Source organism: Pseudomonas sp. S2_C03 (assembly GCF_054668405.1).
This window is the reverse complement of record NZ_CP162766.1, coordinates 1,691,175-1,713,434: the sequence shown is the minus strand read 5'-3', so window position 1 is coordinate 1,713,434 and position 22,260 is coordinate 1,691,175. Positions and strand designations below refer to the sequence as shown.

At 61.2% G+C, this 22,260-nt stretch carries 19 protein-coding genes; 14 read left to right on the top strand and 5 right to left on the bottom strand.

Features of this window, described 5'->3' with window-relative positions:
• The first annotated feature begins 13 nt into the window (after nt 1-13).
• The 5 genes from AB4N64_RS07805 to AB4N64_RS07785 all read left to right on the top strand — a co-directional run bounded on the left by AB4N64_RS07805 (nt 14) and on the right by AB4N64_RS07785 (nt 6,070).
• A complete protein-coding gene (locus AB4N64_RS07805) occupies nt 14-1,231 on the top strand; it encodes an ABC transporter permease (RefSeq protein WP_460123795.1) in 1,218 nt (405 codons plus the stop codon).
• Nucleotides 1,231-2,028, top strand: coding sequence for an ABC transporter permease (locus AB4N64_RS07800; RefSeq protein ID WP_460126660.1), 798 nt, complete (start codon nt 1,231-1,233; stop codon nt 2,026-2,028). The genes AB4N64_RS07805 and AB4N64_RS07800 overlap by 1 nt, the downstream gene beginning before the upstream one ends.
• Nucleotides 2,029-2,236: 208 nt before the next feature.
• Complete coding sequence (locus AB4N64_RS07795; protein WP_460123792.1) at nt 2,237-3,568, top strand: MFS transporter; 1,332 nt, start codon at nt 2,237-2,239, stop codon at nt 3,566-3,568.
• A gap of 25 nt (nt 3,569-3,593) precedes the next feature.
• Nucleotides 3,594-4,688 (top strand): class II histone deacetylase, encoded by a 1,095-nt coding sequence (locus AB4N64_RS07790; protein WP_460123789.1) that lies wholly within the window; start codon nt 3,594-3,596, stop codon nt 4,686-4,688.
• 155 nt (nt 4,689-4,843) lie between these two features.
• Nucleotides 4,844-6,070 (top strand): OprD family porin, encoded by a 1,227-nt coding sequence (locus AB4N64_RS07785; protein WP_460123786.1) that lies wholly within the window; start codon nt 4,844-4,846, stop codon nt 6,068-6,070.
• Nucleotides 6,071-6,119: 49 nt separating this feature from the next.
• Here AB4N64_RS07785 and AB4N64_RS07780 read toward each other — a convergent pair whose 3' ends face one another.
• The 4 genes from AB4N64_RS07780 to AB4N64_RS07765 all read right to left on the bottom strand — a co-directional run bounded on the left by AB4N64_RS07780 (nt 6,120) and on the right by AB4N64_RS07765 (nt 11,432).
• On the bottom strand, nt 6,120-6,920 hold the full coding sequence (locus AB4N64_RS07780; protein WP_460123783.1) for an IclR family transcriptional regulator: 801 nt from the start codon (nt 6,918-6,920) through the stop codon (nt 6,120-6,122).
• Between the two features lie 75 nt (nt 6,921-6,995).
• Nucleotides 6,996-8,336, bottom strand: coding sequence for an MFS transporter (locus AB4N64_RS07775; RefSeq protein ID WP_460123780.1), 1,341 nt, complete (start codon nt 8,334-8,336; stop codon nt 6,996-6,998).
• 47 nt (nt 8,337-8,383) lie between these two features.
• Nucleotides 8,384-9,973 (bottom strand): GMC family oxidoreductase, encoded by a 1,590-nt coding sequence (locus AB4N64_RS07770; RefSeq protein ID WP_460123777.1) that lies wholly within the window; start codon nt 9,971-9,973, stop codon nt 8,384-8,386.
• A gap of 28 nt (nt 9,974-10,001) precedes the next feature.
• Nucleotides 10,002-11,432: an NAD-dependent succinate-semialdehyde dehydrogenase gene (locus AB4N64_RS07765; protein ID WP_460123774.1), complete on the bottom strand. Its 1,431-nt coding sequence runs from the start codon at nt 11,430-11,432 to the stop codon at nt 10,002-10,004.
• A 181-nt stretch (nt 11,433-11,613) separates the two neighbouring features.
• Here AB4N64_RS07765 and AB4N64_RS07760 point away from each other — a divergent pair, with 181 nt between their 5' ends.
• The 9 genes from AB4N64_RS07760 to AB4N64_RS07720 all read left to right on the top strand — a co-directional run bounded on the left by AB4N64_RS07760 (nt 11,614) and on the right by AB4N64_RS07720 (nt 21,490).
• Nucleotides 11,614-12,009 carry a cupin domain-containing protein gene (locus AB4N64_RS07760; RefSeq protein ID WP_460123771.1) on the top strand — a complete coding sequence of 132 codons (396 nt, stop codon included), beginning with the start codon at nt 11,614-11,616 and terminating at the stop codon, nt 12,007-12,009.
• Nucleotides 12,006-12,764: an HpcH/HpaI aldolase family protein gene (locus tag AB4N64_RS07755; protein WP_460123768.1), complete on the top strand. Its 759-nt coding sequence runs from the start codon at nt 12,006-12,008 to the stop codon at nt 12,762-12,764. The genes AB4N64_RS07760 and AB4N64_RS07755 overlap by 4 nt, the downstream gene beginning before the upstream one ends.
• 27 nt (nt 12,765-12,791) lie before the next feature.
• The gene (locus AB4N64_RS07750) at nt 12,792-13,724 is read left to right on the top strand and encodes a DUF6282 family protein (RefSeq protein ID WP_460123765.1); all 933 of its coding nucleotides are present in this window, start codon (nt 12,792-12,794) and stop codon (nt 13,722-13,724) included.
• A gap of 10 nt (nt 13,725-13,734) precedes the next feature.
• The gene (locus AB4N64_RS07745) at nt 13,735-14,796 is read left to right on the top strand and encodes a beta/alpha barrel domain-containing protein (RefSeq protein ID WP_460123762.1); all 1,062 of its coding nucleotides are present in this window, start codon (nt 13,735-13,737) and stop codon (nt 14,794-14,796) included.
• A gap of 413 nt (nt 14,797-15,209) precedes the next feature.
• Nucleotides 15,210-16,619, top strand: a complete 1,410-nt coding sequence (locus AB4N64_RS07740) for a PAAR domain-containing protein (RefSeq protein ID WP_460123759.1) — start codon at nt 15,210-15,212, stop codon at nt 16,617-16,619.
• Between the two features lie 524 nt (nt 16,620-17,143).
• On the top strand, nt 17,144-17,770 hold the full coding sequence (locus AB4N64_RS07735; RefSeq protein WP_460123756.1) for a hypothetical protein: 627 nt from the start codon (nt 17,144-17,146) through the stop codon (nt 17,768-17,770).
• 399 nt (nt 17,771-18,169) lie between these two features.
• A complete protein-coding gene (locus tag AB4N64_RS07730) occupies nt 18,170-18,376 on the top strand; it encodes a hypothetical protein (RefSeq protein ID WP_460123754.1) in 207 nt (68 codons plus the stop codon).
• Between the two features lie 343 nt (nt 18,377-18,719).
• Nucleotides 18,720-20,135 (top strand): sodium:solute symporter family protein, encoded by a 1,416-nt coding sequence (locus tag AB4N64_RS07725; protein WP_460123751.1) that lies wholly within the window; start codon nt 18,720-18,722, stop codon nt 20,133-20,135.
• On the top strand, nt 20,132-21,490 hold the full coding sequence (locus AB4N64_RS07720; protein WP_460123748.1) for an amidohydrolase: 1,359 nt from the start codon (nt 20,132-20,134) through the stop codon (nt 21,488-21,490). Before AB4N64_RS07725 ends, AB4N64_RS07720 begins: the two co-directional genes overlap by 4 nt.
• 168 nt (nt 21,491-21,658) lie before the next feature.
• Here the strand turns inward: AB4N64_RS07720 and AB4N64_RS07715 are convergent, their stop codons facing one another.
• The gene (locus AB4N64_RS07715; protein WP_460123745.1) at nt 21,659-22,210 is read right to left on the bottom strand and encodes a cytochrome b; all 552 of its coding nucleotides are present in this window, start codon (nt 22,208-22,210) and stop codon (nt 21,659-21,661) included.
• Nucleotides 22,211-22,260 lie beyond the last annotated feature (50 nt).

Here is a 22,260-nt window from a genome sequence, read left to right as displayed (position 1 = left end):
CCAGGGGAATCACATGAGTGCTCTCGCCTTAGACAACGCCATCCCGGTGGTGGCGCGCAAGAACCGCGTCGCGCTGTGGCAGGCCTATGGCCTGCTGGCACCGTTGGTGCTGTTCCTGCTGCTGACCTTCGTCGGCCCTATCGGCACGCTGTTGTGGCGAGCCGTGGCCGACCCGGAATTGACCCAGGCGTTGCCCGCGACGGCCCAGGCGGTGGCGAAATGGGACGGCACCTCGGCGCCGGATGAACGCCTGTTCGCGCCACTGGTGCAGGACCTGCGCCAGGTGCAACCTCGGGAACTGGCGGCAGCCGCGCGACGCCTGGCCTATGAGGCGCCGGCGTTGCGCGCCCTGCTGACCACGGCCCGGCGCGAAGCGGCGCAACTGGACGGCACGGCGGCCTCGTTGCAGGCGCTCGATCCACGCTGGCTGGACAACGCGACGTGGCAGACCTTCAAACGCGCAACAGGTCCGGTGGGCAGTTATCACCTGCTATCGGCAGTGGACCTCAAGCACGACTACCGTGATGGTTGGGTCGCCAAGGAAGAAGCCGGGCTGTACCGGGCGATCCTGGGTCGCACCTTCGGTATTGCGGCGATCACCACGCTGGTGTGTGTGCTGCTGGCGTTTCCACTGTGCGCCTTCCTCGACAAGCGCACGCCGCGTACCCGCAATGCCTTGCTGCTGTTGATCCTGCTGCCGTTCTGGACCTCGATCCTGGTACGCACCACCGCCTGGATGGTGCTGTTGCAGGACGAAGGCCTGGTCAACGCGTGGCTGCTGCGTCTTGGCCTGGTCGACAGCCCCTTGCACCTGCTCTACAACCGCTTCGGGGTGATCCTGGCACTGGTCCACGTGATGCTGCCATTCATGGTCTTTCCGCTGCTGGCCGCCATGGCCGGCTGTAATCGCCTGCTGGTGCAGGCGGCCTATTCCATGGGCGCTCGGCCATTGCGGGTGTTTTTCCAGGTCTACCTGCCGCAGGTGTTGCCCGGCCTGGCAGCTGGCGCACTGATGGTGTTCATCGTCACCTTGGGCTTCTACATCACCCCCGCGCTGCTCGGCGGGCCGGCCGACCAGATGATCAGCTTCTACATCGCCCAATTCACCACCGGCACCCTCAACTGGGGACTGGCCTCGGCCCTTGGCTTGATATTGCTGGTGGCCACCACCCTGCTTTATCTGGTCCAGGCGCACCTGGCCCGGCGCGGCCATGAAGGAGCCAAACGATGATCCGCAACCCCAACCGCGGGCCACTGGCCTGGTTCGGTAACCTCAGCCTGTCGCTCAGTGGAGTGCTAGTGCTGGCATTCCTGCTGCTGCCAATTCTGGTGGTCTTGCCGCTGTCGTTCAGCGACAACCGCTACATGTCGCTGCCGCTGGGCAGCTTCACCCTGCACTGGTACGAGCAGTTCTTCGGCTCCAGCCAATGGCTGGGCGCGCTGGCCAACAGCTTTGCCATCGCCCTCACCAGCACCGCCCTGGCAGTGTTGCTCGGCGGCCTCGCGGCGCTCGGCCTGCGTCATCCTTCCATGCCTGGCAAGCGCGTGATTGAAGTGCTACTGATCGCGCCGATGATCGTGCCGGCGGTGATCGTCGGCGTCGGCATGTACTTCGTGTTCTCCAGTGCCGGCCTGACCCGCAGCTACTTGGGGCTGGTGCTGGCGCACACGACACTGGCGGTGCCCTTCGTCATCGTCAACGTCGGCGCCGCGCTGGGCGGTCTCAACCAGCGGCTGTTGTGGGCGGCAGCCAGTATGGGCGCGACACCCTGGGTCACATTGCGCCAGGTGACCTTGCCGTTGATTTCGCCGGGCCTGGTCTCGGGCGCCCTGTTCGCCTTCGCCACTTCGCTGGATGAAGTGGTGGTGACGCTGTTCCTGGCCGGGCCCGATCAACGCACGCTACCGAGGGAAATGTTCACCACCGCCCGCGAGGCCTTGAGTCCGGTGCTGCTGGCCGCCGCGACCATCATGGTGCTGTTCGCCACTGTACTGCTGTTGCTGTCGCGATCCCTATCCCGCCGCTAAACCCTGGGGCAACGCAAGCCGTTGCCCCATTCATCCCGCCACCCCTTGACAGCCACTCGGAGGGCTTCTTACTATCGCAACCACTCAGAGAAACAACGTTTCGCAGATAAAAACAAAATAGCGAAGACCCGTTTTACCGCTCGCTGCCCAGAAAAGCATTGCCGCCTGCGTTATGCGCAGACGGCCCGATAATTCCAGAGAGCCTCTGATGAATCTCATTTCTCGCACTACCTTTGTCAGCGATCAGGATTGCTCGCTGTACAACCGCATCGCCTGGCGCATCTTGCCGTTCCTTTTCGTGCTCTATGTCGTGGCCTTCCTTGACCGCGTCAACGTCGGCTTCGCCAAATTGCAGATGGCCGCCGACGTGGGCCTGAGCGACATGGCCTTCGGCTTCGGCGCCGGGGTGTTCTTCCTCGGCTACTGTCTGTTCGAGATCCCCAGCAACATGATGCTGCAGCGCGTCGGCGCACGTTTGTGGATCGCGCGGATCATGGTGGTCTGGGGCATCATCTCCACTTCGATGATGTTCGTCTCCAGCCCCACGTCGTTCTACATCCTGCGTTTTCTGCTGGGGGTGGCCGAGGCCGGCTTCTATCCTGGCATCGTGCTGTACCTGACCTACTGGCTGCCGTCGTACGCGCAATCGCAGGGTTTGGCCTGCCTGAGCCTGGGCGTGGGGTTCGCCGGTGTGATCGGCGGGCCGCTGTCGGGCTGGATCATGCAGACCTTCGCCGGCATGCACGGCCTGGCCGGCTGGCAATGGCTGTTTTTGCTCGAAGGCCTGCCGGCGGTGGTCCTCGGCATCGTGGTGTTCTTCTACCTCGATGACCGTCCGGGCAAGGTTCGCTGGCTCAGCGCCGCGCAGAACGCCAAGGTGGTGGCCGACCTCGACCGCCAGCGCAAGGAGCACGAGCAGGCCGGCGCCACCCACACCTTGCGCAGTGCCTTTCGCCATCGCGCGTTGTGGTGCCTGGTGTTCGTCAACTTTGCTCTGTTGTGCGGCACCTACGGCGTGTCGTTCTGGCTGCCGCAGATCATCCGCAACCTGGGTGAACAGACGCTGTTGCAGACCGGCCTGCTGTCGGCCATACCGTTTGCCGTAGGCTCGGTGTGCATGCTGATCGTCGGCAAGCATTCGGACCGCACCCGCGAACGCCGCTGGCACGCCTCCCTGTCGATCCTCGCCGCGTGCCTGGGCCTGGCCATGAGCGCGACGTTCCACAATCAGCCGGTGTTGTGTCTGTTCAGCCTGTGCGTGGCGATGGCCGGCAGCCTGTCGGCATTCAACGTGCTGTGGGCCATCCCCGGCACGCTGCTGACCGGCGCCGCCACCGGCGTCGGCATCGCCCTGATGACCACCGTCGGCAACCTCGGCGGCTACGCCAGCCCGTTCATGATGGGTTGGATCAAGCAGGCCAGCGGGCATTTGGAGTACGGCCTGTTCGTCCTCGCCGCCCTGAACCTGGTCGCTGCACTGGTGATGGCCCGGGTCCGTTCCCAGGCCGCGCCCGTCGTCGCCATTGGCACCGCAGGCTGAGCCTGCCCAGATGCAAGGAATACACATGAGCAACAGCGGATTTTTTCACGATGAACACTGCTTTTGGCACAGCGGAGGCCTGTTCGCCCTGACCTTGCCCGTGGGCGGCTGGGTCGAGCCGCCATCGGGCGCCGCCCACGCCGAATCACCGGAGTCCAAGCGCCGCCTGAAGAACCTGGTGGAGGTCTCGGGCCTGGGCAAGTCACTGGTGCAGCACGGCGGTGAGCCGGTGTCCATGGCGCAGATGCTCAAGGTGCATACACCCGAGTACTTGCAACGTTTTCGCCAGTTGTGCGCCGACGGCGGCGGCCTGCTCGACCCGGGCGCACCGGTCGGCCCGGCCACCTACGAGGTCGCCCGGGTCTCGGCCGGGCTGGTCAGCGCGGCGGTCAACCAGGTGCTGCAAGGCGAACTGGACAACGCCTACGTGCTGAGCCGTCCTCCCGGCCACCACGCCCTGCTCGACCAGGCCATGGGTTTTTGCTATTTGAACAACATCGCCATCGCCATCGAGAACGCCCGCGAGCGCTTCGGCATCGAGCGCGTGGCGGTGCTCGACTGGGACGTGCACCACGGCAATGGCACCCAGACCATCTACTACGAGCGCGACGATGTGCTGACGCTGTCGATCCACCAACAGCGCGCCTATCCCCGCGGCTACACCGGCGAGCACGACACCGGCAGCGGCGCCGGGGCCGGTCTGAACGTCAACGTACCTCTCCCGCCGGGCAGCGGCCACGAGGCGTATCTGTATGCCATGCAGCGCATCGTGTTGCCAGCGCTGGAGCGTTATCGCCCGCAACTGATCATCGTCGCTTGCGGTTATGACGCCAGCGGCGTCGACCCGCTGGGGCGCATGCTTTTGCACAGCGACAGTTACCGCGAACTGACCCGCTTGACCCGTGAGGCGGCCGAACGCCTGTGCGACGGCAAACTGGTGCTGGTGCATGAAGGCGGTTACGCCGAAGCCTATGTGCCGTTCTGCGGGTTGGCGGCCATCGAGGCGCTTAGTGGTCTGCGTACCGAGGTGCAGGACCCGTTGCTGGCGATGCTCGAATCGCAGCAGCCCGACGCGCAAACCGTCGCCTTCCAGAAAACCCTGATCGACCAACTGGTGTAGTCACCCTATCCAACACTTCGGAGATAACGCCTAGCGAATAAATCCAACCCTCCATTCGTCCGCCAACACACTTATTGATATATCGAACTTGAACCACGGCCGTCATCGCCTTGATGTCGGCCGTGCGCTCACGCACACGCCTGGAAAATAACTACATGAATGCTAAGAAGAGCACATTGGCACTGGCTGTTACTTGCGCACTTTCCTTCAATGCAATAGCCGACACGGGTGGTTTTGTAGAAGATGCGCACTTCTCGATAAAAGCGCGCAACTTCTACATGAATCGCAACTTTCTCGACGACCGCACTTCGCAGAACTATTCCGAAGAATGGGCCCAGGGTTTTATCGGTATTTTCGAGTCCGGCTATACGCCAGGCACCGTTGGCTTCGGGGTGGACGCCATCGGCCTGCTCGGCTTGAAACTGGACACCGGCGGCGGGCGCAAAGGCGGCGGCACCCTGCTGCTGGAGGAAGACAGCGACGGCGCCAAGAGCAGCTATTCCAAGGGCGGCGCTGCGGTGAAGGCGCGGTTCTCCAAGACAGTCGTCAAGTTTGGCGAGCAACTGATGAACCTGCCGGTGCTGGCCACCAGCGATAACCGACTGTTGCCTGAAACCACCCAGGGCTGGCTGGTCACGAGCAAGGAAATACCCGACCTGACGTTGCACGCGGGCCACTTCACGGCTTTGCGCAGCCGCGACCAAAGTGAACACGACAGCGGCGGCATGACCTCGGTGGACTTGTTCGGCGGCAACTATAACTTCAATAAACAATTGAACGTTCGCGCCTATCATTCCGATGTTGAGGATTACTGGCGCAAGTATTACCTGGGCACCACGTTGGCGTTACCGATCAGCGAGGGTTTAGCAGCCACGTTTGATTTCAACGGGTATGACACCAAAAGTGAAGGCCGGCAATTGGGCGGCATTCTCGATAACCGCATCTGGAGTTTGTCGGCTGCCTTGGCGGCTGGGCCGCACACGTTCACGGTCGCCCATCAGCGCGTGACCGGCACCGGCAACTACACCTACGGCGTGGACGGTAACAGCACCGTTTTTTTGGCCAACTCCGTGCAGTACTCTGACTTCAACTACGAGAACGAACGTTCGTGGCAGGCCCGTTACGACTTCAACTTTGCTGGCGTCGGCATACCGGGTCTGAGCTTCATGGGCCGCTACCTGCGCGGCACCGATTTCCACACCGCGCAAACCGACAATGGTCGCGCCTGGGAACGCGACCTTGAGCTCAAATACGTGGTGCAATCCGGCTCGGCCAAGGACCTGTCCTTTCGTATCCGCCAAGCCAGTTTCCGCAGCCCCGATCGTGGGCTGAACTTCAATGAAGTGCGGGTGATTACCGAGTACCCGATCAACATCTTCTAAGCGTTGCCCCCGCAGGAGCCAGATCTGGCTCCTGCAACCGCCAGCGCTTTTAGAGGCGCTGGTAGGTCCCCGCGTGCAAGCGTTCGCTAATCTCCGCCGCCGCCGACTGCAACTCGCGCAACATCGCCGCCGGTGGTGGTGACGGGATGGCTGCGCTCGGCCCGACGATACCGATGGTGCCGACGATCTGGTCATTGTCGCGAAAGATCGGGCAGCACACGGCATTGATTCCCATCGTCACCTCACCGTCCGCATCGTCATACAGTCGCTCGCGAATCAACGCCAGGCGCTGGGCCAGGGCTTCGGGTTCGTGCAGGGTCAGGGGCGTCAGTTGCGGCATCTTGCGGCGCATCACCCGCTGCTGACTGGCGGTGTCGGCGAACGCCAACACGGTGCGGCCCTGGGCCGAGCAATACGGCAGCACGCGGTTGCCCGGTTTCACCGAGATGCACACATTGGCCTTGGATTCGACACAGGACACCACCAGCGCGGTGTCATGGGTAGCGACCGCCAGCAAGGCCGTTTGGCCAGTGGCATCGCGGATGCGGGTCAGGTAAGGGTCGGCGATGGCGCGCAGGTCGAACTGCTCGCCGGCAGCTTCGCCGTAGGCCACCAGGCGTGAACCGAGCATGTATTTCTCGGTGGTCGGATCCTGTTCGAGGATCCCCAACTGGCGCATCGAGGCCAAGTGCCGGTAGGTGCGCGGCTTGGCCGTCTGCAGTTGTTGAGCCAGCTCGGTGACCCCGAGCGGGCGCCGCGCAGCGGTCAGTTCGTCAAGCAGGCGGAAGACCATCTCCACCGACTCGAGCAAGGCCGGACCACTGGCGGGCTTTTCATCATCCTGGTTCAAGCGTTCACCTCGCATGGGGCTTTTGAGAAAGCCCGATTGTATCGCTTGGCGAAACGCTTGTGTTGGTCTACGACATCAAATACTGGCAGGTTCTGCCGAAACGGCTGCGCGATCCTGCTGCGGCATCTTCACCGAGTACATCGTGTAGGCACCGATCAGGGTCATCACCGCCAGCACGTACAAGCCGTATTCAAGATGTCCGCTTCCCTGCTTCACCCAACCCATCATGAACGGGCTGGCGTAGCCGCCGAGGTTGCCGATGGTGGCGATCAGCGCGATGCCGGCCGCAGCTGCCGTGCCGGTCAACAGCACGCCGGGCAATGCCCAGAGCACGCAGAACCCGGCCAGACCGCCGGACATCGCCAGGCTCAGGCCGGCCAGCGACAGCACCGGTTGATCGTGGAAGAACGCCGCCATTGCCAGGCCTGCGGCCGACGCCAGATTGCACAGCGTGCCATGCCAGCGCCGCTCGCGGGTGCGGTCCGAATGCCGGCTGACCACCAGCATCACCACCGAGGCAATCGCGAACGGAATCGCCGCGATCAACCCGGTGTGAGTGAGGCTCTTGATGCCCAGGCCCTGGACGATCTGCGGCAGCCAGAAGCTCACCCCGTAAGTGCCGCACAACAGGGCAAAGTTCACGTAAATCAGTCGCCACAGGTCTTTGTTGACGAACGCCGCACGGAAATTGTGCCCCGCCCCCGCATGTTCCTGGGCCTGACGTTGCGCAGCCAGTTGGCGTACCACCCGTTGGTTTTGCTCCGGGCTCAGCCAGTGGACGTTGCCCGGACGGTCATCGAGGTAGAAGAACACCACGATACCCAGCAACACCGCTGGCGTGCCCTCGATCAGGAACAGCCATTGCCAGCCCGCCAAGCCATGCACACCCGCGAAGGTCTGCATGATCCAGCCCGACAGCGGGCTGCCCAGCACCCCGGCCATGGCGATCCCCAGGTTGAACCAGGCCATGGCCTGGGACCGGGCATAGGATGGGAACCAATAGGTCATGTACAACACGACCCCCGGGTAAAACCCGGCCTCGGCCATGCCCAGCAAAAAGCGCATGACATAGAACTGGTTGGGCGTCTGCACGAACATCATCGACACCGAGAGGATGCCCCACATCACCATGATGCGGGTGATCCAGAATCGCGCGCCAACCCGTTGCAGCATCATGTTGCTGGGGATCTCGCACAGGCAGTAGCCGATGAAAAACACGCCGGCACCGAAGCCGAACGCCATGTCGCTAAGACCGATATCGGCCGACATCTGCAACTTGGCGAAACCGACGTTGACCCGGTCGAGGAAGGCAATGATGTAGAGCACAAACAGGAACGGCAGCAACCGCCAGGCGATGCGGTTGTACAGCACACTGTCCTGCTCGTTGTCGAACGTGTTGCGGGCTATGAGCTTCATCGCAGTACTCTTTTTTTGTAATTGTTGTTTTGGTGAAGCGAGCCTGATCAGGCCTGGGCCGACAGGATGAAATCGGCGCAGCGCTCGCCGATCATGATGCAAGGTGCGTTGGTATTGCCACTGACGATCGTCGGCATGATCGACGCATCGGCCACCCGCAGCCCCTGCACGCCACGCACGCGCAAAGTCGGGTCGACCACGGCGGCAGCGTCCGAGCCCATCCGGCAGGTGCCGGCGGGATGGAACACGGTTTTGGCGACGGTGCGCACGTAGTCCTCGAACACCGCGTCGGGCACGTCGTCGTTTTCCGGGAGCATGAGCATGCGCTCCACTACGCTGGCCAGCGCGGGTGCACGGAGGATCTTGCGGGCCAGTTTCACCCCGGCCACCATCGTGCGCATGTCCTCGGGGTCGCTCAGGTAGTTGGCGTTCAGTGCCACGTCCGCCAGCGGGTCGGCGCTTTTCAGGCGCAGCCGGCCACGGGATCGCGGGCGCAGCGCGCAGGGGTTGACGGAGATGCCATGGCCGGCCGGCGGCATGCGGTCGATATCGCCGACCAGCGCCGGCACCACGTGAAATTGCACGTCCGGGCGACCGCAGCCAGTGGCATCGACGAACGCGCCGCTTTCCACCACGTTGGAACTGAGCAGGCCCGTGCGCGTGGCCAGGTATTTCAAGCCATGGCCAACGGCGCGCAAGCCACGGTCATGCCCGAGCAGGCTCGAGGGCTGGCGGGTCTGGGCGTAGACCGATGCGCTGAGATGGTCCTGGAAGTTCTCACCGACTTCGGGAGCGTCCACCCGCACGTCGATGCCCATCGCCTGCAAATGCTCACGGGGTCCGATCCCGGACAGCATCAGCAGTTTTGGCGAAGCGATGGCTCCGGCACTGACGATCACTTCGCCACGGGCACGGAAACTCAACTCACGGCCGGCCTCATCCTGCGCCTGCACGCCCACTACCCGCGAACCGTCGAACTGCAACCGGGTGACATGAACACCCGTCATCACCTTGAGGTTGGGGTTCTTGCGCATCGGCCGCAGGTACGACGCCGCCGAACTGGCGCGACGGCCGTCGGCGGTGGTGGTCTGGTAGAAACCGGCACCTTCCTGCTTGACCCCGTTGAAGTCATCGTTGGCCGGCACGCCTGCTTCTACCGCTGCCTCGACAAAAGCCCGGCTGAGGAAATGCTTGTGCCGTGGATCGCTGACCTTCAGCGGCCCCTGTTGTCCGTGCAACTGACCGCCCAGGCGGGCGTTGGCTTCGCAGCGGCGAAACACCGGCAGCACGTCCGCCCACCCCCAGCCCTGGCAACCGGCGTTTTTCCAATCTTCATAATCCTCGGCCTGACCGCGAATGTAGATCATCGCGTTGACCGAGCTGCCGCCGCCCAAGGTGCGGCCCTGGGGAATGAACACTTCGCGCTGGTTGACGAAGGGCTCGGGCTCGGTGCGGTACATCCAGGTGCGGCGAGTGCCGTGTACGCGGATGAACGTACCGGGAATATGCACATAGGGGTGATTGTCGGCCGGGCCGGCTTCAAGCAGCAGCACCTGCTTGCCAGCCTGGGCCAGCCGCGCGCTGAGCGCACAGCCGGCCGATCCGGCTCCGATCACGATGTAATCGAAGATTTCCATTATTGTTGTTCTCTTAAGCGAAGAAAGATCAGCCGACCTGGCTCACGAATTTGGTGGTGAAGTAGGCGTCCAGTCCCTCGCTGCCACCTTCACTGCCATAGCCGCTGTCCTTGACGCCACCAAACGGCGTCTCTGGCGCAGCGAGGCCGAAGTGGTTGATCGAGACCATGCCCGACTGCAACTCGTCAGCCAGCAGCGTGGCGCGCTGCACCGAGCGGGTGAAGGCAAATGCCGCGAGGCCAAATGGCAGGCCGTTGGCCTTGCTGATCACTTCTTCCAGGGTGTCAAAGGCCACGATCGACGCGATTGGCGCGAACGGTTCTTCGCTCATGATCCGCGCGTTTTCCGGTACTTCGGTCAACACCGTGGCCGGGTAGTAGAAGCCGGCCCCCTCGCCGCCCTGTCCACCCAGACGCAGTTGCGCGCCGACAGCCAGGGCATCGTCTACGTATTCCTGTGCTGCCGACACGCGACGCGGGTTGGCCAATGGGCCGAGCTGAGTGCTGGCGTCGTGGCCATCACCGAGCTTGAGGTTGGCGCTGACGCGGCAGAAGGTTTCGACGAAGCGCTCATAAACACTTGCCTGCACATAAAAGCGGGTGGGCGATGCGCAGATCTGCCCGCCGTTGCGGAATTTGAGGTTGGCCCCCAGGGTGGCGACCGCATCGACGTCCACGTCGTCGCAGACGATAAACGGCGCGTGTCCGCCCAGCTCCAGGGTGCAGCGTTTGAGGTACTGCCCCGCCAGGGCACCAAGGGCGCGGCCCACCGGCACGGAACCGGTAAAGGACACCTTGCGGATGATCTCGGAGCGGATCAACTGGTCGGACACTTCAGCCGGCACGCCGAACACCAGGTTCAACACGCCCGCCGGCACGCCGGCATCCTGGAAGGCACGGCACAGTTCGATGCACGAGGATGGGGTTTCTTCCGGGCCCTTGGCGATGATCGAGCAACCGGCGGCCAGGGCCCCGGCAATCTTGCGCACCAGTTGGCTGACCGGGAAGTTCCACGGGCTGAACGCCGCGACCGGGCCAATCGGCTCGCGCAACACCAACTGACGCACGCCGCTGGCACGCGGTGGAATCACCCGGCCGTAGGCGCGACGGCCTTCTTCGGCGTACCAGTCGATGTGGTCACCGGCCCCGAAGGCTTCCATGCGCGCCTCGGCCAGCGGCTTGCCCTGTTCGAGGGTGATCAGGGCGGCAATTTCGTCGGCGCGTTCACGCACCAGGTCGGCAGCGCGGCGCAGCACTTTGGAGCGCTCGTAGGCCGACGTCTTGCGCCACACCTCAAAACCACGCGCGGCAGCCGCCAGCGCGCGATCCAGATCGGTGGAACTCGCCAGGCTCAATTGGGCGATGACCTCGCCGGAGGCAGGATTGAACACATCGGCGCGGCGTGGGTGATTGCCGGCAGACCATTGCCCGTCGATCAAAAGGGATTGTATGACTCGCATGGATGGCATTTCCTTCACTTTGTTTCTTTCGTAGAAACGTTGTTTTTTTGTACGACACAATCCTAGGGTTGCTGACGGACCGCTGTCAAGGTCGAAAAAGTCTCTTGACCGGGGCCTGACAGCCGGCGTAGGTTTATCTCACAACGAAACATCATTCTTATAAAAGAAACGGAGAAACCCGATGAGTCTCGCCCATGCCCTGCTTCACAACTGGAATGAGCTGCCCCGCGAAACCGTGCGCAAAGGCGTCGAGCGTGTTGCCTTTCGCGGCGACGACACCTTGTGCGTGATGAACTGGCTGACCCCGGGCATGGACGTGTTCCCGCACAGCCACACCTTCGAGCAACTGGTCATCATCGTGCAGGGCCGGGTGCGCTTTCACCTGGACGACGAGGTGGTTGAAGGCGGCCCCGGCAGCATGATTCGCATCCCGCCGCACGTGGTGCATTACGCCGAACCCCTGGGTGATGAAGTGGTGATGAACCTCGACGTGTTCTCGCCGATTCGCGACGACTACCGCCACCTGATCGAGTATCAGGATGCCGAATTCGCCCCGGCCAAAGGCCAGCCGGCATGAGCTTCGCCAACCGGCTGCGCCAGGGCGAGCGTCTGCTCAGCGCCTTTATCAAGACGCCCAGCCACGCGGTGATCGAGATTGCCGGCGACACTGGGTTGGATGCAGTGGTGCTCGACGCCGAACACGCGCCGTTCGATGCCGCCGCGCTGGACATCAGCCTGCTGGCCTGCCGCGCCGCCCGCACCGGCGGCCTGGTGCGCGTGCCGGACAAGCTTCCCGCGACCTTGCAGCAAGCCCTGGACCTGGGTGCCGACGGCCTGGTGCTGCCACACATCATCAGCGCCGACCAGGCCAATTCGGTGCTCCAGGCCCTGTACTACCGCGATGGCTCTCGCGGTTTTTCCAACTCGCCCCGGGCCGGGGGTTACGGCCGCGCCAACCTGGCCGAGCACCTGGTGGCCGAGGACGGTCGCCATGCGGTGATCGCGCAGATCGAAGACCGCGAAGCGCTGGAGCACCTCGACCAGTTGGCCCGCCTTGAGCGCATCGACTGCCTGCTGGTCGGCCGCGCAGACCTCAGTGTGTCCTTGGGCGCCGAGCGCCTGGACGACGCGCGGGTCGAGGACGCCGTCAGCCGGGTACTCGACGCGGCTCAGGAGGCGGGCAAACCCACCGGCATGTTCGTCGCCAACCTCGAAGACCTTGAACGCTTCGCCGCCTGCGGCGTGAGCTTTTTCATTCTCGGCTCCGACCAGGCCCTGCTGCGCGCCGGCTGGAGCCAGCAAGTCCGTCAATTCCACGGGTCGGCCCGCTGACCCGCACCACAACAAGAGAGACCTTCCATGAATGCAATCATCGACACCCCGATCAGCGCAGAACGCCAGGCGCATATCGACGACCTGCTCAAGGGCGCCATCGATCTGCACTGCCACAGCGGCCCCTCGGTCATGCCGCGCTATTGCGACCACGTCGAAGCCATGCGCGAAGCGTCCGAAGCAGGGCTCAAGGCGGTGCTGCTCAAGGACCACTACTACAGTTGCACACCGGTCACCCACATCCTGAACAAGCACTTCAGCGAACTGAATGTGCACATGCTCTCCGGCGTGCCGCTGAACAACGCCGTCGGCGGGCTGAACGTGCACGCCGTGGAACACGGCCTGACCCTTGGCGCCAAACTGGTGTGGATGCCGACCTTCTCCTCGGCCAACCACATCGCCCATCACCACCAGGATAAAAAGTTCGTCGAGAAATTCCCGCAGACCACCCAGCGCATGCTGCAACCAATCCCACTGACCGTGCTGGACGACAACGACCAACTCAAAGACGAGGTCAAGGCCATCCTTGACCTGATCGCCGCCCAGGATGTGGTGCTCTCCGCCGGTCACCTGAACATCCGCGAGATCTGGCCACTGTTCGAGGAAGCGCGCCTGCGCGGGGTCAAGCGCCTGCTGGTCAACCATCCGACCTATGTAGTGGACGCGACCCTGGACGACATGCGCCAACTGGCCCGCGACGGCGTGTTCATGGAGCACTCGATGTGCATGTGGGTACCAGGCTCCAAGTTCAAGTTCTACGACGACACCTTCCTGCGGGAGGTGATCGAGGCCGGCACGGTCGACCTGACCATCCTCGGCTCCGACCTGGGCCAGCAAGGCAACCCGGGCATCGCCGATGGCTTTCGCAACGTGATCGGCCAGTTGATCGACTTGGAGTTCAGCGACGCGGACATCCGCAAGATGACCTCAGGCAACGCTGCCCGCTTGATGAATCTGTGAGGGCATTGGCATGACGCGACTGACGACCACCATCGGCCGGCTGACCCTGAAAAACCCGGTCATCTGCGGGGCCGGTGAACAGACCATGACCGCCGACGCCATCCGAGCCGCCCTGGCCAGCGGCGCCGGTGCGGTGGTGGCTAAATCCACCAACGAATCCCCTGCCGCCAAGGAGCAACTGGACAAGACCGACTACGTGCTGCTCGATGCCCAGTGGAACCGCCTGCCCTGGAACTTCCAGCCGCCGGCCGAGGCCAGCCTGTTCGGCCGCTCGGGCCTGGTCCAGCGCGACTTCGAGCAGTGGCTGCAAGAACTGGCGATGCTTGACCGCGAAGCCCGCCTGCAGGATGCCTACGTCATTCCAAGCCTGATCCTCAGCGATCTGGAACAATGCGCCGCATTCGCCCAACGGATCGAGCAGGCCGGCCTGCGCGTCTTGGAACTGAACATCGGCGCGCCCCACGGCGAAGAAGCCGCCAAGGGCGCCATCGTTCTCGAACGCGGCGCCGCCCGCATCGAAGCCATCGTGCGCCGCCTGCGCGAAGCCACCACCCTGCCCCTGTGGATCAAGCTCACCGGGCAAAGTGAAGACGTCGTCGGCCTCGCCCAGGCCGCACGCCGTGGCGGCGCCGACAGCGTGGTGATGATGGGCCGCTTCATGGGCTTTATACCCGACCTGGAAACCGGCCTGCCCCTGCTCGGCACCAGCGCCGCTATCGGCGGCGGCTGGGCCCTGCCACTGACTGCCCGCTGGGTGATGCAGACACGCAAGGCCATGGGTGACGACTACCCGTTGATCGCCACCAACGGCGCACGCAGCGGGCTGGACGTGGCCCGCTTCCTGCTGGCCGGGGCCTGCGCCACGGAAATGACCTCGGCGGTGTTCACCGGTGGTTACGGGGTGTTGAGCGAGGCCATCGAGGAGCTGGAGGCGTACGTGGCCAAACGCGAATCGACAGTCAGTGAGTTGCTGGGCAGCGCGGCGGACAAGGTGCAGACCTATCAGCAGCAGCCGAGCCGCGAGGGCTGGTGGGAGCAGTTCGCCCCAAAGTGCCAAGGGTCTCGCGCCTGAGGCGGTTGGGGCGGGAGATCACTGAGAGTTGGCGGTTGTTGGCGCCTTGAAGATCAGTCGGCTGGATGAGTTGCAGGTCAATTCGTTTGCTTAGCTTGGCACCGAACATGTGGAATCAAAAAAGGACCTGAGGGTCCTTTTTTGATCGAGCCAAACAGCTAAAGGCCAATACCGTGCTCCACCGGCATTAAACAGCCGCCTTCTGTAGGACTTTTGGTCGCCGCCACCGCGAACTTTCCTGTTCTTTCCTCAAGCCGCAGATTTCGTGCTGCATTGGCTTAAGCTCCCGCCGCACTATTCCCCCAGCAGCTTGATCAAGGCTCGCTGGGGGCTCTGTTTGAGATCCGAAAACGGAGAGTCGACTGACGGTCGCAAGCGTTCCGGACGCGACCGAATGCAAGGGAGAAAACACGTTGAACGAAGGCTATTTCATCGGTAAAGGCGACAAGACCACCTGCGGCGGCGTGGTCATGGATGGAAACTCTCGAATCAATATGCACGGCCTGTTGCAGTCCTTTGAGGGTGATCGGGTCTCCTGTGGAGTGGATGGGCAGACCTACGGAATCGTCGGCGGCATTCCTTTTATGAGCAGTAACGGTCGGCGGATGGCCGGCACCCTGCACAGCGCCAGCAATTGCCCCTGCAAAGCCCAGTTGGTGCCCTCTTTAACCGCGGCAAGCTACCGAACAGAGGGCCGTGCAGCGCAACCACACAGCCGGGCCACCCAATCGGTCTCGCCCATTGCGGTTCGGCACACGGCAGCACCGCCACAATCCACATTCGCAGCAGCCACCCGCTCGACCCCGGCAACATTCGGTGGCCCAGCAGGCCAGAAACCCGGCTTCTACATCGTGCCCAAAAGCACCACCCGCCAGGCGCTTGAGGCCACGCTATTCCCCTCGCCCGACGCAGCCGTCATGAACAAATTCAGGACACTCAACCCAGGTCGTGAGGATGTCAAAGCCGGCTCGATGATCGTGCTCAGCGACCCCAACAACTTCCAGTGCACCCGTGAAGAAGCGTGGCTGATGGAAGCCGCCGCCAAGACACAGGACGCCCTCAAAACGCTGAGTGCCGATGAAGCGGACTTCATGGCTCGTCACTATGCAGAAATCTCCACGTTCCTGTCGCACGGCTCGACTGGTGTTGGCCTGGCCACTGCCTCATTTGCCAGCCACCTGAAAAACGTCGAGTTTCTGTTAAAGGACATGGAGAGCCTGCACCACAGATCATTCCAAACCCACGGCCATCTGCGGTCACCGGAGTTTTTCGCCGAACGCCAGCGCCTACTGAAGATGCTGGACAACAGCCTGAACGGCCTGACCAAAATCAGCACCGGCTTCCCGGACCACCCGAACCTCAAAAGTGCACTGGGCATCTCCACCAAAAGCCTGGTGCATCAATGGGCCAAGGCTGGGGTAGCGGGACAGATACCAGGTTACGCGACACATCTTGAGGGCGTAGCGAAGGCGTCCAGGTATGTTCAATACGGCGGGTGGATTGGTACGGCGATTGGGGGTGGGGCTTCGTATATGAAGGTTCAGGATGTGTGCACGGCGGGAGATGCGCAGGCTTGTGAGCGGGTGAAGTTTACGGAGGCCGGGAGTTTTTTGGGTGGGGTTGTAGGGAGCGCAGCAGTTGGCGGTGTTCTAGGAGGTGGTAATGCAACAATCCTCTGCATTGCACTTGGCGTGCCCACGGGCGGTGTAGCTACCGTTGCTTGCGGGCTCGCTGCTGTGGGAATTGGAGCACTTGCGGGTGGAACAATTGTTGGTATGGGGGGAGGGTATTTAGGTGAGTTGATCTATGAGACTGTCCAATGACGACTGCCATGAGCATCGCGAGCGCCTTTTGTGGACTAATGATTCTTCTGACGTCCATTTGGATAGTATTCGCGCTCCGCATTGCTTACACAAAGATGGACTTAATTTTGGATCTTCTGAAATACAGTACGGCTGTCCGAAATCGGACTTTTTTCAGAAATCTGGGCCCATGGGGTCATATAATTCTAATAGGGTCGATTGCCGGAATCGTCACGTCGCCAGGTTTTTTCCTGAAACATGGCGGTGTCTGTAGTGAAGAATTGAACAACTTTCCAGCCCCCCTAAAAAAAACATTAGCCATCCTATACAAGGCAAATATATTGCTAGTTTTTACCTTAATATTGTCAGTGGTGATTGCAAAAACCATCCAAATACTTGGGCTATAACTCACCATACAATAACAAATTACTTTCTCGCGTCACTCATGGCAATCACAATGCTACAGACAGTGCTTTTTTGACTCAAAAGCAACTGGCGTAGCCATCAACTGATTTTCTTACTAACTTAAGTATATGGAACGCCTTTTGAATAACTTGGGGAACCTGCACCACAGATCATTCCAGACCCACGGCGATCTGCGATCGCCAGAGTTCTTCGCCGAACGCCAGCGCCCGCTGAAGATGCTGGGCAACAGCCTGAACGGCCTGACCAAAATCAGCACTGGCTTCCCGGACCACCCTAACCTCAAAAATGCACTGGGCATCTCCACCAAAAGCCTGGTGCATCAATGGGCCAAGGCAGGGGTAGCAGGACAGATACCAGGTTACGCGACACATCTTGAGGGCGTGGCCAAAGCGTCCAGGTACGTTCAATACGGCGGATGGATTGGTACGGCGGTTGGCGGTGGGGCTTCGTATATGAAGGTTCAGGATGTGTGCTCTGCGGGGAAAACCGAGGCTTGTGAGCGGGTGAAGTTTACGGAGACTGGGGGTTTTATCGGTGGTGTCGTTGGAGGAGCAGCAGCAGCGGGCTCAAACATAAGCATTGCAGTATCCGGGACTATTTTCGTGGGGTTAGGAGTACCAACTGGAGGCGTTGCAATGGTGCTATGTGGATTGATGCTGGTTGCAGCAACTTCTTATGGCGCAAGCACAGTTCTAGGTGCGGCGGGCAAGAAAACAGGGGACATAATCTACAAGGCTCGAAAATGAGTCTTAGCACCTTGATACGATTTTTCTCTCTGTAGGGTTAATTTCATTTGGTGGATCCTTTATCTGGATTGGCCTTGCTCTTCACTTGGCTTATACCCGCTTGGATGAAATGCTTTTGCATCTAAAAAACTGCTCGATAATTACGAACTTCTCCTTCTTCAGGCACACAGGCCCCCAAGGAAAACTAGTTTTAGTTGGTGGAATATCGAGCATAGTTACTTTCCCTTGGCTCTACCATCGATATGGATCTGTCAGTATCGAGGACGTGGATGCTTTTCCAGAAAAACTAAAACGTAAACTTGTATTGATGCAATGGACACAACTCGGGCTATCTCTATCACTTATTTCGCTTTATGCAGTCGGCAAATTGACAGGTGAAATTGACTAATCAAGGAACACTTGAGCTCGCCGGAGTTCTTCGTCGAACGCCAGCGCCTGCTGAAGATGCTGAACAACAGCCTGAACGGCCTGACCAAAATCAGCACCGACTTCCCGGACCACACTAACCTCAAAAATGCACTGGGCATCTCCACCAAAAGCTTGGTGCATCAATGGGCCAAGGCAGGGGTAGCAGGACAGATACCCGGGGTACGCGGCTCATCTTGAGGGCGTAGCGAATGCGTCCAGGTATGTTCAATACTGCGGATTGATTGGTACGGGGGTTGGCGCTTCGTACATGACAGTTCAGGATGTGTCCATGACAAAACGCTACCGGCTTAGCGTACGCCCTACCTTGCAGGCTCAGAACATCGCAGATGCCACCCGAGCTCTCGACTCAATACCTTCAGAGCATCAAACAATACTTGTTCGATATTAGACACGTTCAGTCTTACAGGGGACCCTGATCACCATTACAACAATACTTAATGGGTATGATCATGCCAGCCACCTGCCGCAGCTCCGCCAGCGTTTTCCCATCCATCTTCGACACCGTGATGGGATAACGAACATGCACACTTCCTCCTCCTGGGTTGTCCTGTCCATCACCGGTATCTACATGCTCAGCCTCGCGCTGATCAGCTTCAGCGTGCGCCGCCATTCGCGCAGTGCGAACAACTACACCACTGGCGGCGGGCATTTTCCCGCCATCCTGATTGGCTTTCTGATGTTGTCGGAATTCATTGGCACGGCCGTCAGCATTGGTACCGCGCAGACCGGTTTCAAGACCGGCATTTCGGCAGCCTGGAACCTGTTTGCCCTGGCACTGGGGTTCGTGTTGTTCGCCTGGTTGCTGGCGCGCAAGTACAAGGATCTGGGTGACAACACCATCTCCGGCGTGCTGTCGCGCAACTACGGGCAACGGACCCGCTTCGCCACCTCGATCATCACCATATTCGCCCTGGAAATCGTCGCGGTTTCGATTTACGCCAGCGGCGGCGCGGTCCTGGCGAGTGTGATGCAGGTGGACCGCACGCTGGCGATCATCATTGTCGGGGTAGTGTCGGTTTTGTACGTGAGCATCGGCGGCATGCGCTCGGTGATCTATACCAACTTTGTGCACGCCAGCCTTAAATACCTCGGCGTCGGCCTGGCGCTGTGGTTCGGTTTGAAACAGGTGGGAGGCATCAGCACGCTGCAAGCCCAGTTACCCGCCAGCATGTTCGACTGGACCGCCATTGGCTGGGGCCAAATTATCGCCTGGATGATCGCCGGTATTGGCTCGATTTTCTCCACCCAATACGTGATTCAAGCGGTCAACACCGTCAGCGACGCGGGCAAGGCGCAACGCGCCTGCTTCTATTGCGCGGTGTTCATGGTTCCGTTCGGGATCGGCGCAGCCTTGATCGGCATGTGCAGCGCCGCCTTGTTTCCTCAGGTGGATTCGTTGCAAGCCTTCCCGCGCCTGATTGCCAGCATGGATCAACTGACCGCGGGCCTGGTAGTCGCAGGTTTGGCCGGGTCGCTATTCGGCACCATTTCTGCGGTGAGCATGGGTTCGGCCACGCTGTTGCTGCGCGACTTTTACGAGCCGTGGTTCAACCCTGAAAAGAACGATGCCAAGTCCCTGCGTTTTGTTCGCATCGCCACCATCGCCGTGGGCCTGTTACCCATCGCGCTGGCACTGACTTCAGACAAGGTGCTGATGATCGCTTTCCTGGGCAAGGCCTTGCGCGCTTCGCTGGCCGTGCTGGTGCTGATGGTGTTCTACGCGCCGAGGTTCGGCACCGCGACGGCCGCGTTCCTGAGCATCATCGCCTCGCTGGTTGCGACCGTTGGCTGGTTCCTGGCCGGCAACCCATGGGGCATCGACAACGCCTACATCGCCCTCTTCACGCCGCTGGTGATCATGACCATCGGCCACGTGACCCGTCGCGGCCCCGGCCAGGAATCGCTGGGACAGGCAGCGACCGAAGGGATGAAATGATAACGCTCAAACCCTCAAAATGGCTGGCCGCCCTGCTACTGGGCCTGGCCGGTAGCGCCCAGGCGCAATCACCCAGCGCCCTCGAAGAGCAGGCTTACAGCCGTGCGGCAGAAGTGGAAGCCAAACTGATCGAATGGCGCCGCGACATTCATCAACATCCAGAACTGGGCAGCCAGGAGACACGCACCGCCAAGCTGGTGGCCGACCACCTGCGCAAACTCGGCCTCGAGGTGCATACCGGCATCGCACACACCGGCGTGGTCGGCATTCTCACTGGCGGCAAGTCCGGGCCAGTGGTCGCACTGCGCGCCGACATGGATGCCCTACCGGTCAAGGAGCCCGAAGGTTTGCCGTTCGCGTCCAGGGCCCGCGGCAACTATCAAGGCAAGGAAGTGGACGTCATGCATGCCTGCGGCCACGATGCGCACACCGCGATGCTGATGGCCACTGCCGAAGTGCTGGCGGGCATGCGCAATACCCTGCCGGGCAAAGTGATGTTCATCTTCCAGCCTGCCGAAGAAGGCTCAAGCCTGCCCTCCTCCGGCCCAAACGAGCTTTGGGGCGCGCAACGGATGCTGCAGGAAGGTTTGTTTGACACACTCAAACCCGATGCAATCTTCGCGGTACACGTGATGCCAGGTCGATCAGGGGAACTCAGTTGGCGCACAGGCGCGACCACCGCCAGCAGCGATGATCTGAAAATCACCGTCACCGGCAAACAGGGCCATGGCGGCATGCCCTGGAACACAGTCGATCCCATCGTGACGGCGGCCCAAGTCATCACAGGCCTGCAAACCGTCGTCAGCCGACGTACCAATCTGACGCAATCGCCAGCGGTGGTCACCGTGGGCACGATCCAGGGCGGCAGCGCGGCCAACATCATTCCGGAAAAGGTGCAGATGACCGGCACCATTCGGACTTATGACGAGAAGGTCCGGGCGCAGATTGGGCGTGATGTAAAGCTGACGGCAGAGAAGATCGCTGAAAGTGCGGATGCCAAGGCTGAGGTGTCGGTGATTGCGGGGTATGGCACCACTGTGAACGACGAAAAGCTCGCGGCGCAGATGGCTCCCGTGCTTGCGCGGGCTGCTTCGGGGAAGGTTGCCACCAGTCCGCTGGTGGGCGCTGCCGAGGACTTCTCCTTTTTTGCCAGAGAAGCGCCGGGACTGTTTATCTTTCTTGGAGTGACGCCTGAGGGGCATGACCCGGCGACTGCGGCGCCGAACCATAATCCGAACTTTTTCGTGGATGAAAAGGCCCTGGTGGTTGGGGCTCGGGTACTGTCAGGGTTGACTGTCGAATTTTTGCAGACGTCGGCGGCCGAACCAGGCGCCGGTATTATCTCAAACCGGTAAACCCCGGTCCGTGGAGAGGTTCAAGCGTTCGCCTGGTCGAACGCTTGCCCTTTGACGAGCTCTACCCGTTCATCTCCAAGTTCGACGTTGGAGTCCTCCAGAACACACTCGCTCCGGCGGCGCCGCCCGATGGATCGACACGGAACCGTCAATATGGCTTCTGAACAGTCAGAATCGGTTTCGCTCCAACAGCATGCGCGTCAGCGTGTTGTCACGCACCCAAAAGTGATGGAACAGGCCTGCCGCTGCATGCAGACCGATCAGCCAGTAACCAGCGGTGCCCACCAGTTCATGCCAATACTTGAGCCGCTTGGCGAGGTCCGGGTCGACTGCCACCGGCGCTGGCAGGTGAAACCCAAAATACGGAAAAGGCTTGTCGGCAGCGGCCAGCATCAACCAAGCCAGGATCGGGGTGGCGATCATCAATCCGTACAGCGCCAGATGCACCAGATGGGAAAGGCCGGTCTGCCACGCGGGTGGTTTCGGGATGATCGGTGGACGAGGCGTCAAGCGGCCCAGTAGCCGTACCCACACCAGAAGGAAAATGCTCAAGCCAAACAGGCCGTGAAACCCCATCAACAGGCCTCGCGCTTCGCTGCCCTTGGGCATCCAGCCTTTGATTTCGACGCAAGCGTACACGCCAACAAACAGCGCCAGCATCAACCAATGAAGCATGATCGACAGTTTTCCATAACGATGTGCCGCCGTCTCGTGGTGCATAAGGTGCCTCGTCGTCAACAACTGCCGACCGATTCGGCAGTCTCAATACG